The organism is Actinomadura monticuli, from assembly GCF_041463655.1.
Classification (GTDB): domain Bacteria; phylum Actinomycetota; class Actinomycetes; order Streptosporangiales; family Streptosporangiaceae; genus Spirillospora; species Spirillospora monticuli.
Genome location: NZ_JAXCEI010000006.1, coordinates 454,386 through 469,355, shown reverse-complemented (window position 1 = coordinate 469,355; position 14,970 = coordinate 454,386). Strand labels below are relative to the sequence as shown.

Below are 14,970 nucleotides of genomic sequence, written 5' to 3'. Positions count from 1 at the left end.
CCACCGGTGAGGGCACGATCTGACCCTAGGACTCCAAGGTCCAGGGGGCGGGAGTGCTCACTCACCAGCGGCTACCAGGCACCGAGTCTGCCCGATCAGCAACCCCGGCAGCTCCCATTAGGGGGCGCAGGCGGCGGTGAGGGTGTCCACCAAAGTGGCGCGGAGGATGGGGACTTTATAAGCGGTGCCGGGCAGCGGGGTGGCGCGGGCGGTGGCCAGGTCGGCGGCGGAGGCCAGGGTCTCCTCGGTGGCGGGCTTGCCGATGAGGGCTTCGGCCACCTCCGGGAGGAGCAGAGGCGTGCGGGCCACTCCGCCGACGGCGATGGCGGCGGTGGTGACGGTGTCGCCGTCGAGGGTGAGGCGGACGGCGGCCTCGGCCAGGGGCCAGTCCGCCATCGCGCGGGTGGTGGCGCGGCGGTAGGCGGCCCGTTCGCCCGGGGTGGGCGCGGGCATCCGGATCGCCTCGAGGATCTCGGCGGCGTCCAGGCGGTGGTCGCGGGTCGGGTCGCCGCCGTCTCCGTAGAGGTCGGCGATCGGCAGGGCGGACCGGCCGTGGACGTCGGCGGTGGCGGCGTAGGTGAGGAGGGCGACGGCGAGCGAGGACGGGTGGGACGCCACGCAGGGGCCCAGGTCGATGACGGCCGAGTAGAGGTGGTTGCCCCCGCGGGCGGGGCAGGTGTCGCCGCCCGTCTGGTGGCAGTCGAAGGCCGGGTTGCGCAGGTACCAGCAGCGGTTGCGCTGGAGGAGGTTGCCGCCGACGGTGGCGACGTTGCGGATCTGCGGGGTGGCGACGGCGGCGGCCGTGGCGGCGAGCGCCGGGTAGGCGGCGGTGAGGCGGTCGTCGGCGAGCAGGTCGGCGATGGTGGTGAGCGCGCCGATGCGGGCCGAGCCGTCCGGCTGCCAGGTGGCGCCGTGCAGGCCGGGGACGCCGAGCAGGTCGACCAGGGGACGGGTCGCCCGGGTCGTGACGTCGGTGCCGCCCGCGCGCAGTTCGCCGCCGGTCTCGCGGACGGCCCCGGCGGCGGCGTCCAGGGTGGTGGTCACCTGCCGATCCCCTCCAGCAGCCGGTCCGGACGGATGGGCAGGTCGTGCGGGCGCCATCCGGTGGCGTGCCGGACGGCGTTGCCGATCGAGGCGGCGACGGCCATGGTGCAGATCTCGCCCAGGCCGACGCCGCGGCCGGGCACGTGGTCCCAGCCTTCGGTGTGGAAGTGCACGTCGATCTCCGGGGTGTCGGCGATGCCGGGGATGCGGTAGTCCTCCAGGTTCGCGGTGAGGACGGTGCCGGTGGCCGGGTCCTCTTGGCGCTGTTCGAAGAGCGCGTAGCCGATGCCCTGGATGACGCCGCCCTCGCACTGGTTGCGGGCGGGCTTCGGGGCGTAGATGTGGCCGGCGGCGATCCCGCACCAGACGCGGGCCGGCCGGACGCGTCCGAGCAGGGTGTCGACCTCGACCTCGGTGACGACGACGGCTCCCGAGAAGCCGCGGCCGATGGCGAAGTGGTCGAGGGGGAAGGGCGTGACGTAGCCGCGCCGGTCACGGGGGCGCTTGCCGACGACCTGGAGCCCTTCGGCCTCGTCGAGTGAGCGGCCGCCGAGGGCCTTGGCGAGGCGGCGGGCCGCGTCCTGCGCCGCCGGGCCGATGGACGGGGTGGAGCAGCTGCTGGCCGCCGTCGGCCCGTAGGCGTGGTCGCTGTTGCCGAGGTCGACGCGCACCTGTCCGGGCCGCAGGTCGAGTGCCGACCGCACGACCTCGGCGATCACCGAGCGGCTGCCGGTGCCGATGTCCTGGGTGGCGATGCGGGCGACCACGGCGCCCTGCTCGACCGTCAGGGAGACCTTGGTGCCCGGGTCGAGGAAGTACATGTAGTTGGCCGCCGCGACGCCCACGCCGCGGCGGAGACGGCCGTCGCCGGGGTCGGTCCGGTCGCGCCACATCGGCAGGGCGGCGGCCCGGTCGTACAGGGCGTGGCGCTTGGCGTTGCCGTCCCAGCGGCGGCGCAGGTCGATGGGGTCCTCGCCGCGGCGCAGCGCCATCTCGTCGACGCCCTGCTCCAGCGCCCACAGCATCGGCGGCAGTCCGGGGCCGCGGAACGGGATGCCGGGGGCCCGGTTGGTGATGTGGTCGTAGTCGCGGATCCGGCGGGGCGCGTTGCCGTAGAAGAACCGCGAGTGCCAGGCCGCGTTGGACCCGATGGAGACGCCGGAGTCGCCGTAGGAGTCCATGGTGAAGGCGGCGAGCCCACCGTCGGCGCCGGCGAGGAGGGCCAGCTCGATCCGGGTCCCGGAGCGGGTGCCGCCGTCGACGATCTCCTCGGGCCTGCTGAGGACGACCCTGACCGGCGCGCCGTGCAGTCGGGACAGTTCGACGGCGGCGACGACGTCGGCGGTGACGTTGACCTTGGAGCCGAATCCGCCGCCCACGTGCTCGGCCACGACGTGGACGCGCTCGGGACGGAGGTTCCAGCGCTTGGCGGCCTGGGCGGCGACGCGGGTCACGGCCTGGGTGGACAGGTGGAGGTGCAGGTCCCCGCCGTCCCAGCGGGCGACGCAGCTGTGCGGCTCCATGCAGGTGTGGGCCTGCACGCCGGTGGTGAAGGCGGCCTCCACCAGGGTCTGGCCGCCGCCCCGGGCCTTCTCGATGCGCTTGGCGGCCGTGCCGCCGCGCCAGCTCATGGCGGCGGGCCCGCGCACGTTGCCGTTCCATTTGGCGCGCGCGAGGGGTCCTTCGTTGGCGCGCGGGGCCGTCTTGCGGGACGCGGCGGTGGGATAGACGACCGCCTCGTCCTCCGGGGACAGGGCGGCGGGCAGCACCGTGTAGTCCACCTCGACGCGCGCGGCGGCGGCGAGCGCCTCCGCCTTGGTGGGCGCGGCGACCGCCGCGATCGGCTGCCCCACGTACCGGACGACGCGGTCCACCGGAAGCAGGTCGGCCAGCGGACCGTCGTACCGGACCGCGTCCACCTTCGCGTGCGGGTGCGGGGAACGGACGATCACCGCTTCGAGCTGGCCGTCCAGCACGATGTCCGTCGTGTAGCGCGCCGCGCCCGTGATCTTGCTGAGGGCCTCCACGCGCACCGGCGTCACGGTGCCCTCGTCGTGCTTGCCCGCGCACGCCGCCGCGACCGCCGCGTAGATCCCGGCGTACGCCCCGCAGCGGCACAGGTGCCCCGCCAGGGCCTCGGCGATCTGCGCGCGGGACGGCTCGGCCGTGCCGTGCTCGGCGCGCCACCGGTCCACGAACGCCGCCGCCTCCACGACGAAGCCGGGCGTGCAGTAGCCGCACTGCAGCGCGTCGTGCTCGGCGAAGGCCCGCTGGACCGGGTGGTCGCCGCCGAGGCCCTCCACGGTCGTGACCTCGCGGCCGGCCACCGCACCGGCCGGGACCAGGCAGCTCGCGGCCGTCCGTCCGTCGACCAGCACGGTGCAGGCGCCGCACACGCCGGTGCCGCAGGCGACCTTCGTCCCGGTCAGCCCCACCCGGTCCCGCAGCACGCCCGCCGCGGTCTCGTCCTGGCCGACACCGACGTCGACGGCCTTGCCGTTGACGGTGAATTCCATACGCGCTCCATGCGCCGGCTGGTGATCAGCGCCATCGTTGCACAGTCAAATGCGCAATTCACTACTTACACGCGATCTGACCTTCTATGATCGTTTGCACCGATCTATCACTCAGGGCAGGTGGGAACAACGGTGTCGCCAGAGCCGAACGTGCCGCAGGGCATCGATCCGACCACCCCGAACGTGGCCCGCATGTACGACTACGTGCTCGGTGGGAAGGACAACTACGCCGCCGACCGCGAGCTCGCCGGCCACCTCATCGCGTCCATCCCGGACGGCGTCGAGGCCCTGCGCGCGAACCGCCGCTTCCTCGGCCGCGCCGTCTCCTACGTCGCCGAGCAGGGCATCGACCAGTTCATCGACCTCGGCGCGGGGCTGCCCAACGCGGGCAACGTGCACGAGATCGCGCAGAGCGTCCACCCGCACGCACGCGTCGTCTACGTGGACATCGACCCGATCGTCATCGCGCACGCGCGCGCCCTGCTGGCCGCCGACGACCGCACCGCCGCCGTCCAGGCCGACATGCGCGCGGCCGAGACCGTCCTCTCCTCCGAGGCCGTGGCCCGCCTCATCGACTTCGACCGGCCGGTCGGCGTCATCTTCAACGCCATGCTGCACTTCGTGACCGACGACGAGGACCCCGTGGGCATCGTCGGCGCCTTCACCGAGCACATGGCCCCCGGCAGCCACCTCGTCATCTCCCACAGCACGGTGGACGACCGTCCGGCCGACCTGGTCGAGATCATCGAGTCGGCCTACAAGAAGGCCTCGGCGCCCATGGTCTTCCGCACCTACGACGGGGTCCTGCGCCTGTTCAACGGGCTCACCCTCGTGGAGCCGGGCCTGGTCAAGGTCAACCGGTGGCACGCGGACGCGGCCGAGGCCGCGGCGAGCGGCGGCGCCTGGATCTACGGCGGCGTCGCCGTCAAATGACGGACGTCTCATCGAGAAGGGCCTCCAGCGCCTCCGCGGTGGCGGCGGCGTCCAGGGCGGCCTCGGACAGGCCGTTCATGATCCGGACGTACTCGTCGACGTCGGCGCGCCGCTCCATGTAGAGGGCGCTGGTGACGTGCTCCAGGTAGACGAGGTCGGACATGCCGTGCTGGGCGAACTGGAGGATGGAGAACGCGCAGCCCACGGCGGCCTGCCGCGCGGCCTTGAAGGGGACGAGCTGGACGGTGACGTTGGGCAGCCGGCCGGCGTCGAGGAGGCTCCGTATCTGGGCGCGCATCGCCTCCTGGCCGGCCAGCGGGCGCCGTAGCGCGGCCTCGTCGATCACGAACTGGAACTCCGGCGGGCTCTGCCGCGTGAGCAGCTGCTGGCGGCGCATCCGGAGACCGGTCCGCCGCGCGAGCTCGTCCTCGCCGATGTCGGTGTGCCAGAGCCGCACGACGGCCCGCGTGTACTCCTCCGTCTGGAGCAGACCAGGGATGAACTGCAGGTCGTAGGCCCGGATGACGGACGCCGCCTCCTCCAGGCCGATGTAGATCTCGAACCATCCCGGCAGGACGTCGTCGTAGCGGTGCCACCATCCCGGGACGTTGGCCTGGCGTGCGAGGGACAGCAGGGCCTCGCGCTGCTCGTCGTCGGTCAGGCCGTAGAGCGTCAGCAGGTCGGCGACGTCGCGCTCCTTGAAGCCGATGCGGCCGAGCTCCATGCGGCTGATCTTGGACTGGCTCGCCCGGATCGTCCGGCCGGCCTCGTCTGCGGACATGCCGTGGGCCTCGCGGAGCTGGCGCAGCCGGGTGCCGAGGACGATGCGCAGCACCGTCGGGCCGCCCGGCGACTGGCCGGGCCCGGTGAAGTTCTGGCTCTCCCAACCGGTCACTGGGTCCTCCTCCCGCGGCGGGGCTCCGGGCGGTCGAACCGGCCCTCCTTGGCGCCGGTGACGAAGGCCGCGATCTCCGCGGGCGCGTACACCAGGGCCGGGCCGCGCGGGTCGCCGGAGTGCCGCACGGCCACCCCGCCTCCCGCGAGCCGGGCGACCTCGACGCAGTTGCCGTTCGGGTTGCTGTGCCGGCTCTTGCGCCACCTCGGTGCCACGCCGTCGTCGATCATGCCCTCGATCCGGTCGCCGGCGGCCGCGCCTCGCGCCGGCCGCGGACCGCCCTCCCTCCGGCACCCTACACGCACACATGCAGCGGTGTGCATATGCGGACGATAGCACTTGCATCTGCATATGCATCGCGAGATGATGGCACTCGGCAAGGGTGACGCACAGGTGGAGATCACGATGACCTCAGTCCCCCCGACGCGCAGCCTCAACGGGGACGGCGTCCGGTTCCCGCCCGCTCGCGCACTCCGGCTCCTGACCCCCGGCGAGCGGCAGGGGCCGGAGTCCCCGGATCGGCGGCCGCGCATCCACACGGCCATGATCGCCGTGGACATCTGCGCCTTCGGCGACCCCCGCCGCGACGACATCGCCCAGCTGCGCCTGCGGCGCGAGATGTACCAGCAGTTCGCGCGGGCGTGCGCGAGCGCCCGCCTGCCGTGGGACCAGTGCTACCGCGAGGACCGCGGGGACGGCGTCATGGTCATCACGCCGTCCGACGTCCCGATCGAGACGCTCATCGATCCGCTGGGCGGGCATCTCGCGAGCGTCCTGCACGAGTACAACCGGCACGCCAGCCAGACCGCGCGCCTCCAGCTCCGCCTGGCCGTGCACACCGGACTGGTCAACTGCGACGAATACGGCGTCACCGGGCAGGCGCTGGTCCACCTCTTCCGGCTCCTGGAGGCGCGGGACTTCAAGGACGTCCTGGCGGCCTCGGGCGCCGACCTCGGCGTGATCGTCTCCGAGCGCCTGTACGGCGACGCCCTCAGCCAGGGCGGGCTCGCGGCGCCGGAGGCGTACCGCAGGCTCCAGGTCGACTGCAAGGAGACGCGCATCCACGCGCACGTCCGGATTCCCGGTCCCTGCGGCGGGGGCAGGTGAGCCGTCCAGGTCGAGCCGTCGAAGTGGCGCAGGGTCGGGAACGTCGGTGCTACGAGCGTCGCCAGACGGTGCCGATCTGGGTGCCGACCCAGACGGTGGTGGTGTGCGGGACGCGGGTCATGGAGTACGCGGTCACCATCACGGGAGGGGTCTCGCGGGTCCAGGAGGTTCCGTCGAAGTGCAGCAGGTGGGACGTGTCGTACGGGCTGGACACCCAGACGCCGCCCCGCCCATCGGAGGCGATCGAGCCCAGGAACCCGATCGCCGACATCGGGCGCACCTCGCCGAGCGGCTCGAACGGACCGGGGATCTTGTGGACGGTGAACTCCGAGCCGTTCCAGTGGTGCAGCGTCGGCGGCGGGAACAGCGGGTGCTGTTCGAGCGCGTAGAACCACACGTTGTCAGGGGCGATGTACTCGATCTGCAGGATCCAGTGGGCGTAGGCCGATTCCCACTGGACGCGCGTCCAGTCGGCGCCGTCGAAGTGCCACAGCGGGGTCGGGGGAGCGCTCGACCGGCCCGTCCCGCCGACCCAGACGTCCGAGGGGGTTCCGGCGGCGATGGCGGTGAGCCCCGCGGCCTCGGGCAGGGTGAGCGAGGTCGTCCAAGTGCCGTGGCGGCGCACCGACACCGTGGCGTCGTCGCCCCCGCTGCCCCCGGTCGCCCACAGCCCGCCCGCCCGGTCCAGGTCGATGGCCAGCAGCCGCTGGCCGGCGGGCCCGGCGACCGCGGTCCAGTGGAGCCCGTTCCAGTGCAGCAGGTCGGTGCGCTCCTGCGGGTCCTGGCCCGTCGCGACGGCCCAGGCGCTCGCGGCGTTCGCGGCGCGGACGTCGTTGACGGCGGTCAGCCCTTCGGGCAACTCGGCGCGCGTCCAGCCGCGCGGGGTCCGGTGCAGCATGACGGCTCGCGCGTCCGGCTGGAACGCGTTCTCCGTGCCGCCGGTGAAGACGTGCCACGGATCGGGCGCGGCGATGCCGAGCAGGTTGCCCCTGCCCGCCAGCGGCGGGGCGGGCACGGCGGCCCACTCACCGGGCGGTGGCGCGGCGGCGGCGCGGCGGGCGCCGGCCAGCGGCCCGGCGACGGCGGCGCCGAGCAGCGCCGCGCCGCCCAGCGTGAAGGCGCGGCGGGACGGGTGGGGGTGCGCGGTGGACGGGTCCACGGTGACTCCTCGGCGGGGACGGATTTCGTGCCAGTATTTGGTGGCACGATGAAGCGATCCACCCCCTGTCCGGTAGCGGCCAGCGCCGGATCAGGGTCGGTAGCCGGGCGGCAGGCGTCCCGGATCCCGCCGAGGTGCCGGTCCGCGGCGCTCGTCACCTGACCGGCCACCGGCTCGCACCCCGCCTGGCGGGTGGCCAATAATACGGTGATGCGCATGAGCGGGACAGTGGCCGACCCGGAACCCGCCCAGTACGGCCCGGGGACGGCGCAGCGCCGCTCATGGGCCGCCATCGCGGTGCTGCTGGCGGCGGGCGTGGTCGCCTACGCCCTGCTCGTGCCGGACGTCCTTGTGATCGGGTTGGTGTCGGCGGCGCCGCTCGCCCCGCTCGTCTTCGGCGCGATCGCCGTGCGGACGCGTGCGCCGACCGTGGTCGCACCGGACGGGATCCACTGCCACGCGGCGTCCTCGGTCCAGCTGCGGCGGATGTTCGTACCGTGGACGGCGATCGCGCGGGTCGGCGTCCAGCGGCGGGGGCGCCGGACGTCCGCCGTGCTCCAGCTGACGGACGGGGGCCGGATCGTCCTCCTGCACCCCGCCGGCCGGCAGGTGCCCGAGGCGGTCGCGTCCCTGCAGCGCCGGCATCTGGCGGCCTGCGGCGGGACGCTCCCGGCGGTCGATCGGGTCCCCCTTCCCTGGCGCCGGCTGCGGCCCTGGGTGCTGGTGACGGCGATCGCGCTTCCCGTCGTCAGCGTGGCCGCCCTGGTGACGTGGATCATCGCGGACATCGGGGGGACGAGATCCCCCGACACGGTCACCGCCTGCGACCTGATCCCCCGGGACGTCGCCGCCCGGGTGTTGCCGGAGGGGCGGGTCCATGGCTACGACAACCGGGCGGCCTGCCGGTGGAGCACCGACGCGACGTGGAAGAGCGGCACGTGGATCGACTTCCATATCGCTTCCTGGACTCCCTCCGCATCCGAGCGGTCGTACAAGGAGACGTTGAAGGCGACACGGGACGCCGGACGCACGCCGCACATGCTGCGGGACGGAGACGCCTACACCGTGGCGTGGCAGGACGCCTGGGGTTTCACCGCTCACGGAAGGGCGCACGTGAAGGGGTATCTGGTGATGGTCGCGCTCCACAGCCGGCGGGCGGCGTCCGCCGACGAAGCCCGCCGGCAGGCCGGGGACGTCCTGCGCGCGGTGACGGAGAAGCTGGCATGAGGCTGAGCAGGCGGGAGAGCGGGCTGCTCCTGGGCATGCTGCTGCTGTCGGCGTTCCTGTGGGCGCCATATCTGGCGGTCAAGGCCGCCCTCGGATCGGACGACGAGACCGTCCCGCCACGGACACCGCTGGTCGATCTGTGCGTGTGGTTCCCCTACCCCAAGGTCGCGCAGCTGGTGCCCGAGCCGCGCGCCCCCAAGTCGCAGGCCATCTTCTACGGGGAGTTGCAGTGCGACTGGGTCAGCGATGACGAGCGCACCCGGTTGAGCTTGAGCGCCTACCGCCCCTCCGGGGTGCCGACCGTCGAGAAGGAGTCCGCCGAGATACGGGATTTCTACAGCCGGGCCCAGACAGACCAGGGTGAGCCGGCCGGGATCGGCGACATGGGCACCATCAGCGTCCGCCACGAGTCCGGCTACTCCGAGGCGCACGTCGTCGTACGCGACGGCCTGCTCGTCGCCCAGGTCACCTACCGCGCGCCGGGCAAGGGGACGGACGTCGCCGGCAAGGCCGAGGACACCGTCGTGGAGCTGCTGCGGCTGCTGCCGCCCAAGGGACGCTGACCCGGATCAGCTGAGCTTGGAGTCGCGGCGGCTGCGGTTCACATGGGGCGGTGCGCCAGGGCGCGCTCCAGGCGTTCCTGGGCGCGGGCCGCCTGGCGGGCGCGGTAGGCGATCGGCATGTAGCGGAGGCGTTCGGGGAGCAGCGGCGTGCTCCGGCCGATGGCCTGCGCGACAAGGCGGAGCCGGCGCTCGTCCGCGGCCGTCCACGACAGGCCGAGCTTCTCGCGCGCCGCCTCCGGGAGGGTGCCGGTCGTGATCAGCCGTCCGAGCCGTCCGGTGGCCGCGCTGAGCGGGGCGACCGCGGGGCGCAGCGGCTTCGGCACGTTGGGCGGCACCTGGTCCATCTGGCCGAGGACCTCGTGCGCCACCTTGTGCGGGACGAGGGTGTTGGCCACCATGTCGTCGAAGTAGTCCCAGTAGTCCGGGATGCTCCCCGGGAGCATCCGCTCGGGCACCTGCAGGATGCGCCCCAGCTGGAGGAACTCGTCGAAGGTCTGCTGTTCCTCCTCCTTCGTCAGCGGCGCGGGGGCGAAGTACTTCGCCGCGGTGACGGCGGCGTAGAAGCCGGTGAGGTGCACCCACGCCCAGGGCTCGGCCGACAGCGCGTGATGGCGCCGCCCGTCCTCGTCGACCGCGCTGAGCGGCTTGTGCATCTCCCGGAGCCGCTTGCCCTCCTCGATGGCGGTGCGTCCCCCGTAGACCCAGGTCTGCACCGAGGCGAAACTGCGCGCCGCGCGGCCGAGCGGGTCGGTGCGGAAGCTCGACAGCCGGTCGACCACGGTGCCGATCGCCGGATGCATCACCTGCAGGATGAACACGCTGTTGCCGGCGATCGCGGACGTGTAGAGCCCCATCTGCTCCCACAGCAGCGAACCGGGTCCGAACGGGACGGGCTCGTCGCGGCGTTCCCGCTCGCCCGGCCGCGTCGCGGGCGTCCCCTCGGTCACCGTCATGTGCGCCACCTCCTGACGAAACGACTGGGTTGCATGGTTAAGCTAAACGCGAATAAGCAGTCGCTTACAAGTCGCGTTTGCGGAGGACCGGCCCATGAGCCCCTCACCTGGCCTCTCACCTCGCCGAAAGCCGTCCCAGGACCGCTCGCGCCGCACCGTCGAACGCATCCTGGAGGCCGCCACTCGCGTTCTGTCCGAGCGCGGGTACGACGGCGCCTCCACCAACCGGATCGCCAAGGCCGCGGGCATCAGCAACGGATCGCTCTACCAGTACTTCCCCAACAAGGACGCCATCGTCATCGCCGTCCTGGACCGGTTCGCCGACCATCTCGCCGACAGCCTCGGCGCCGAGATCGAGGCCACGATGCGGCAGCCGTGGGAGACCGCCGGGCGCGCCCTCCTGGACGCCCAGATCCGGCTGTTCGAGGAGAACGCCGACCTGCTGCGCATCATCGTCGAGCAGGTCCCGCGGCTCGGCCCGTTCGACAAGCTCGCGGCGCTGCAGCGGCGGCTGACCGACCTGATCCGCGTCTACCTGCTGCTCAACCGCGCCGCGTTCCGCGACGACCTCGACATCGACGCCACACTGTGGATCATCACCGAGACGGTCGGCATGCTGTCCATCAAGTACGTCCTGGACCGCCCGCCCATCCCGCACGAGCGGATGGTGGACGAGTTGGCCGAACTCGTGATCGGGTACATCCGCGGCTGAGCGACACCGGCGGGAGGGCAGACGTGACCGGATGGCCGTCTCCGGACACGATCGACACGGTCACGCGCTACCTCGACCTGGCCGGGGTGTTCGCCTGCGGCCTGCTGGGCGGGGTGGTCGCGCGGGCGGAGGGCCTCGACCTCTTCGGCTACCTCGTCGTCGGCACCATCTCCGGGCTCGGCGGCGGCATCATCCGCGACACCCTCCTGCAGCACGGCACGCCGGTGGCGCTGACGGACGCCGCCTACCTGCCGACCGCGTTCGCGGGAGCCCTCCTCGCCTTCCTGATCAAGCTGAGCGAGGAGCAGTGGGACCGGCTGTTCACGCCGCTGGACGCCGCCGTCATCAGCTTCTGGGCGGTCGCCGGCGCGCAGAAGACCCTCGCCGCCGGGCTCGGCTGGCTGCCCGCGCTGCTGCTGGGCACGATCACCGCGGTCGGCGGCAGCGCGGTGCGCGACCTGCTGCGCGGCCGCGTCCCCGCCGTCCTCGGGGGGAACGCGCTGTACGCGACCGTTGCGGTGGCGGTCGCCGGCGTGTTCGTCCTCTGCTCGTACCTGGAGGCCCAGACGCTCGGGATCGTCCTCGGCATCCCGCTGGGGCTGGTGCTGCGCATGATCGCCCACCGGCGGGGGTGGCGGCTCCCGGTCGGCCTGTCGCTGGAGCCGTCCACCGCGCTCCGGAACGTGCGGGGCAGGACCCGGCGCGGCGACCGGGACGAGGACGGGCGGAGGGACGACCCCTGACCGCGGGCAGGTGCGCGACTTACTTCACGGCTTAGTAAAAGTCCCATACCCATGGTGATGTGCGGTTACATCTGGTGTCCCGAACCGAGTTCTAGTAAGCAAGAGGCACCAACCGGCCGACTTTGTCCATCAGGAGGCACCAGTGCAGACACGAGCGGCGATTCTGTGGGAACCGCACACCGACTGGAGCATCGAGGACATCGAGCTCGACGATCCGAAGGCCGGCGAGATCAAGGTCAAACTCGCGGCCTCCGGGCTGTGTCACTCCGACGAGCACCTCGTCACTGGGGACATGGTCATCGACCCCGAGATCGCCAAGCTCATGGGCTGGGAGCAGTTCCCGACCATCGGCGGGCACGAGGGCGCCGGCGAAGTGGTCGCGGTCGGCCCGGGCGTGACCACGCTCAAGGAGGGCGACCACGTCGTCCTGTCGTTCATCCCGGCGTGCGGCCGCTGCCCGTCCTGCGCGCAGGGCCGCCAGCACATCTGCGACCTCGGCGCGGTGCTGCTCGCCGGCAAGCAGATCAGCGACATGACCTCCCGGCACCACTCCAAGAGCGGCAAGGACCTGGGCATCATGTGCTGCACCGGGACCTTCTCCCCCTACACCGTCGTCAACGAGGCCTCGGCCATCAAGATCGACGACTGGATCCCGCTGGACAAGGCCGCGCTGGTCGGCTGCGGCGTCACCACCGGCTGGGGCGCGGCCGTCAACGTCGCCGACGTCCAGCCCGGCGAGACCGTCGTGGTGATCGGCATCGGCGGCATCGGCATGAACGCGGTGCAGGGCGCCGCGATGGCGGGCGCGCGGCACATCTTCGCCGTCGACCCGGTCGACTGGAAGCGGGAGAAGGCCACCGAGTTCGGCGCCACGCACGGCGCCGCGTCCATCGAGGAGGCGGCGGCCCAGCTCGCCGAGCTCACCTGGGGCGCCAACGCGGACAAGGTCATCCTCACCACCGGCGTCGCGACCGGCGACCTCATCGGCCCGATGATGGGCCTGGTCGGCAAGGGCGGCCGCGGCGTCGTCACCGCCGTCGCACCCGTCGAGCAGGAGGACGTCAAGCTCAACCTGTTCGACCTGGCGATGCAGCGCAAGGAGCTCGTCGGCTGCATCTTCGGCAACGCCAACCCGCGCCGCGACATCCCGCGCCTGCTGCGCCTGTACGACGAGGGCAAGCTCAAGCTGGACGAGCTGGTCACCAACACCTACACCCTCGACGAGGTCAACAAGGGCTACCAGGACATGCGGGACGGCAAGAACATCCGCGGCATGATCAAGTACTGACCCGAGCGGACGGCCTCCGGCCGGTGCGGCGGCGCGAGCCACCGCACCGGCCGTTCGCGTCTCCGGCTCCCGCGTCCGACATTTGCCGACATCCATGTCGGTTAAAGTGGACGCACCTGGACGAGGGAGTCACGACGATGGCGGAAGACGCTCCGAAATCCCGCATGCGCGGACCGGCCCGCAAGGCGCTCATCACGGCGGCCGCGCTGAAACTGTTCGCGAGCAAGGGCTACCACGCGACGTCGCTGGCCGAGATCGCCGCCGAGGCGGGGGCGGCGCGGACGGTGATGTACGACCACTTCCCGTCCAAACGCGTGCTGCTGCTGTCCGTCATGCAGGAGCAGAACGCGGCGCTGGTGGAGTACGTGGGGGCGCGCATCACCGCGTCCGGCCCGCCCGAGGACCGGATGCGCTCCACCATCGACGCCTACTTCGGCTTCGCCCAGAGCAAACCCGCTGCTCGCAGGCTGCTGTTCGACCGGACCGACGAGGACGACCCGGAGATCCGGACCGTCCGGCAGGGCATCCGCGAGTCGCGGACGCACGCGGTGGCGGCCCTGCTCGGCACCGACATGCGCGCGGTGGGCGTGCTGCCGGGCGAGCCGATCGCCGAGGCGGTGGTCGAGCTCATCATCACCGGCCTGGACGGCGCGGCGCAGTGGTGGGAGCGCAACCCGGAAACGTCCAGGTCGTCGCTGGTCGAGGGCGCGATGCGGCTGCTGTGGACGGGGCTCGGCCACGCGCGCTGAACCCTCCCGCCGGGGACGCGGGCCAGGCGCGGGGCCGGCGCGGGGCTTGACGCCGCGCGGCGCCTTCCGCATAGTGGACCCGTAACCGACAGCAGTGTCGGTTAAGTGCCCGGGAGGCCGCCCCATGATCACGAGCTTCCACGCCCTCGCCGTCCTGTCCACCGGCATCTACTTCAGCGGGCTCACCTACTTCAAGCTCGCCGCGCCCCACATGGCGCGCCTGCACGGGGACCGGCCCCTCCTGCTGACCCGCGAGCTGCTCCGCAACCGGACATGGCTCGCCGGGGCGTGCGTGATCGGCGTCGGCGCGCTCGTCCAGGCCACGGCGCTGACCGGACTCTCCCTGCACCAGGCGCAGCCGATGTTCCTGGCCGGAATCCCGATCCTGCTCGTCTTCGCCGTCCTCATCCTGCGCGAACGCCTCACGCCGCGCGAATGGGGGTGCGTCCTCATCCTGACCGTGGCGACGTGCCTGTTCACCGACGAGTCGCCGGTCGGCGACGCGGCCGGGTCCGCGATCGCGGCGTGGCCGGACCGGACGCTGGTCGTGGCGATCGCGCTGCCGTCCCTCCTGGTGCCGTGCATCGGTTTCCTGGCCGTCGACCTGGGACGCAAGGGCGCGCACGCCCGCCCGCTCACCGGCGTCGCGCTCGCCATCAACGCGGGCCTGCTCACCGGGACGGCGGAGCTGATGCTGACCGGCGCGGCGGACGCCGGCGTCTCGTCCCACGCGCTGCTCGCCTCCCCCTACCCCTACGTCTTCGCCATGGCCGCGCCGCTCGCGCTGGGGCAGCTCCAGATCGCGTTGCAGCGCGGCCGGCTGGCCATCGTCGGGCTGGTCGCCACCGCCACGGCCAAGACCTACCTGCTGACCGTCTCGACGATTCTCTATGGGGAGCGCTGGCCGGACGACGACGGGCGGACCGTGCTGGCCCTGGCGCTGTCGGTGCTGGCCATCGCCGCCGTCCCGCACCACGAGCGCCGGACGCCCCGGACCCGCCTCCAGCACGTCCCGCGCTGAGGACGCGGGGCGGCCCGCGCCCGGGCCGGGGTGCGGGCGCGGGCCGTCCCGTCAGCGGGC

15 protein-coding genes are annotated in these 14,970 nt (G+C 72.6%); 9 read left to right on the top strand and 6 right to left on the bottom strand.

The window, feature by feature from the left end; genetic code table 11:
• Nucleotides 1–117: 117 nt before the first annotated feature.
• Both SM611_RS16860 and SM611_RS16855 read right to left on the bottom strand, forming a co-directional pair.
• Complete coding sequence (locus SM611_RS16860; protein WP_371950489.1) at nucleotides 118–1,044, bottom strand: FAD binding domain-containing protein; 927 nt, start codon at nucleotides 1,042–1,044, stop codon at nucleotides 118–120.
• Nucleotides 1,041–3,560, bottom strand: a complete 2,520-nt coding sequence (locus SM611_RS16855) for a molybdopterin-dependent oxidoreductase (RefSeq protein WP_371950488.1) — start codon at nucleotides 3,558–3,560, stop codon at nucleotides 1,041–1,043. Before SM611_RS16855 ends, SM611_RS16860 begins: the two co-directional genes overlap by 4 nt.
• A 132-nt stretch (nucleotides 3,561–3,692) precedes the next feature.
• Between SM611_RS16855 and SM611_RS16850 the strand changes: the two genes are divergently transcribed.
• On the top strand, nucleotides 3,693–4,493 hold the full coding sequence (locus tag SM611_RS16850; RefSeq protein ID WP_371950487.1) for an SAM-dependent methyltransferase: 801 nt from the start codon (nucleotides 3,693–3,695) through the stop codon (nucleotides 4,491–4,493).
• On the opposite strand, the gene SM611_RS16845 is transcribed toward SM611_RS16850, so the two are convergent.
• Together SM611_RS16845 and SM611_RS16840 are read right to left on the bottom strand one after the other, a co-directional pair.
• Entirely contained in the window at nucleotides 4,486–5,388 is a 903-nt protein-coding gene (locus SM611_RS16845; RefSeq protein ID WP_371950486.1) for a Sco1979 family transcriptional regulator, read from the bottom strand. The two genes, SM611_RS16850 and SM611_RS16845, sit on opposite strands and share 8 nt — an antisense overlap.
• The gene (locus tag SM611_RS16840; protein WP_371950485.1) at nucleotides 5,385–5,618 is read right to left on the bottom strand and encodes a DUF397 domain-containing protein; all 234 of its coding nucleotides are present in this window, start codon (nucleotides 5,616–5,618) and stop codon (nucleotides 5,385–5,387) included. Before SM611_RS16840 ends, SM611_RS16845 begins: the two co-directional genes overlap by 4 nt.
• A gap of 175 nt (nucleotides 5,619–5,793) precedes the next feature.
• Here SM611_RS16840 and SM611_RS16835 point away from each other — a divergent pair, with 175 nt between their 5' ends.
• The gene (locus SM611_RS16835; RefSeq protein WP_371950484.1) at nucleotides 5,794–6,495 is read left to right on the top strand and encodes a hypothetical protein; all 702 of its coding nucleotides are present in this window, start codon (nucleotides 5,794–5,796) and stop codon (nucleotides 6,493–6,495) included.
• A gap of 49 nt (nucleotides 6,496–6,544) precedes the next feature.
• On the opposite strand, the gene SM611_RS16830 is transcribed toward SM611_RS16835, so the two are convergent.
• The gene (locus tag SM611_RS16830; protein ID WP_371950483.1) at nucleotides 6,545–7,654 is read right to left on the bottom strand and encodes a hypothetical protein; all 1,110 of its coding nucleotides are present in this window, start codon (nucleotides 7,652–7,654) and stop codon (nucleotides 6,545–6,547) included.
• Between the two features lie 216 nt (nucleotides 7,655–7,870).
• On the opposite strand from SM611_RS16830, the gene SM611_RS16825 reads away from it, so the two are divergent.
• A complete protein-coding gene (locus SM611_RS16825) occupies nucleotides 7,871–8,881 on the top strand; it encodes a hypothetical protein (protein ID WP_371950482.1) in 1,011 nt (336 codons plus the stop codon).
• The gene (locus SM611_RS16820) at nucleotides 8,878–9,444 is read left to right on the top strand and encodes a hypothetical protein (protein WP_371950481.1); all 567 of its coding nucleotides are present in this window, start codon (nucleotides 8,878–8,880) and stop codon (nucleotides 9,442–9,444) included. Before SM611_RS16825 ends, SM611_RS16820 begins: the two co-directional genes overlap by 4 nt.
• Nucleotides 9,445–9,482: 38 nt before the next feature.
• Here the strand turns inward: SM611_RS16820 and SM611_RS16815 are convergent, their stop codons facing one another.
• Nucleotides 9,483–10,397 carry an oxygenase MpaB family protein gene (locus SM611_RS16815; protein ID WP_371950480.1) on the bottom strand — a complete coding sequence of 305 codons (915 nt, stop codon included), beginning with the start codon at nucleotides 10,395–10,397 and terminating at the stop codon, nucleotides 9,483–9,485.
• 94 nt (nucleotides 10,398–10,491) lie between these two features.
• Here SM611_RS16815 and SM611_RS16810 point away from each other — a divergent pair, with 94 nt between their 5' ends.
• The 5 genes from SM611_RS16810 to SM611_RS16790 all read left to right on the top strand — a co-directional run bounded on the left by SM611_RS16810 (nucleotide 10,492) and on the right by SM611_RS16790 (nucleotide 14,910).
• On the top strand, nucleotides 10,492–11,109 hold the full coding sequence (locus tag SM611_RS16810) for a TetR/AcrR family transcriptional regulator (RefSeq protein ID WP_371950479.1): 618 nt from the start codon (nucleotides 10,492–10,494) through the stop codon (nucleotides 11,107–11,109).
• Between the two features lie 23 nt (nucleotides 11,110–11,132).
• Nucleotides 11,133–11,852 (top strand): trimeric intracellular cation channel family protein, encoded by a 720-nt coding sequence (locus tag SM611_RS16805; protein ID WP_371950478.1) that lies wholly within the window; start codon nucleotides 11,133–11,135, stop codon nucleotides 11,850–11,852.
• A 142-nt stretch (nucleotides 11,853–11,994) separates the two neighbouring features.
• Nucleotides 11,995–13,140: an NDMA-dependent alcohol dehydrogenase gene (locus tag SM611_RS16800; protein WP_371950477.1), complete on the top strand. Its 1,146-nt coding sequence runs from the start codon at nucleotides 11,995–11,997 to the stop codon at nucleotides 13,138–13,140.
• A gap of 137 nt (nucleotides 13,141–13,277) precedes the next feature.
• Nucleotides 13,278–13,889 (top strand): TetR/AcrR family transcriptional regulator, encoded by a 612-nt coding sequence (locus tag SM611_RS16795; RefSeq protein ID WP_371950476.1) that lies wholly within the window; start codon nucleotides 13,278–13,280, stop codon nucleotides 13,887–13,889.
• Nucleotides 13,890–14,013: 124 nt separating this feature from the next.
• Nucleotides 14,014–14,910 carry a DMT family protein gene (locus tag SM611_RS16790; RefSeq protein ID WP_371950475.1) on the top strand — a complete coding sequence of 299 codons (897 nt, stop codon included), beginning with the start codon at nucleotides 14,014–14,016 and terminating at the stop codon, nucleotides 14,908–14,910.
• Nucleotides 14,911–14,970 lie beyond the last annotated feature (60 nt).

Excerpts from the sequence above, each read along its gene's own strand:
- SM611_RS16855 (WP_371950488.1), bottom strand. The coding sequence starts at position 3,560 with ATGGAATTCACCGTCAACGGCAAGGCCGTCGACGTCGGTGTCGGCCAG.
- SM611_RS16840 (WP_371950485.1), bottom strand. The coding sequence starts at position 5,618 with ATGATCGACGACGGCGTGGCACCGAGGTGGCGCAAGAGCCGGCACAGC.
- SM611_RS16835 (WP_371950484.1), top strand. The coding sequence starts at position 5,794 with ATGACCTCAGTCCCCCCGACGCGCAGCCTCAACGGGGACGGCGTCCGG.
- SM611_RS16825 (WP_371950482.1), top strand. The coding sequence starts at position 7,871 with ATGAGCGGGACAGTGGCCGACCCGGAACCCGCCCAGTACGGCCCGGGG.
- SM611_RS16820 (WP_371950481.1), top strand. The coding sequence starts at position 8,878 with ATGAGGCTGAGCAGGCGGGAGAGCGGGCTGCTCCTGGGCATGCTGCTG.
- SM611_RS16815 (WP_371950480.1), bottom strand. The coding sequence starts at position 10,397 with ATGACGGTGACCGAGGGGACGCCCGCGACGCGGCCGGGCGAGCGGGAA.
- SM611_RS16810 (WP_371950479.1), top strand. The coding sequence starts at position 10,492 with ATGAGCCCCTCACCTGGCCTCTCACCTCGCCGAAAGCCGTCCCAGGAC.
- SM611_RS16795 (WP_371950476.1), top strand. The coding sequence starts at position 13,278 with ATGGCGGAAGACGCTCCGAAATCCCGCATGCGCGGACCGGCCCGCAAG.
- SM611_RS16790 (WP_371950475.1), top strand. The coding sequence starts at position 14,014 with ATGATCACGAGCTTCCACGCCCTCGCCGTCCTGTCCACCGGCATCTAC.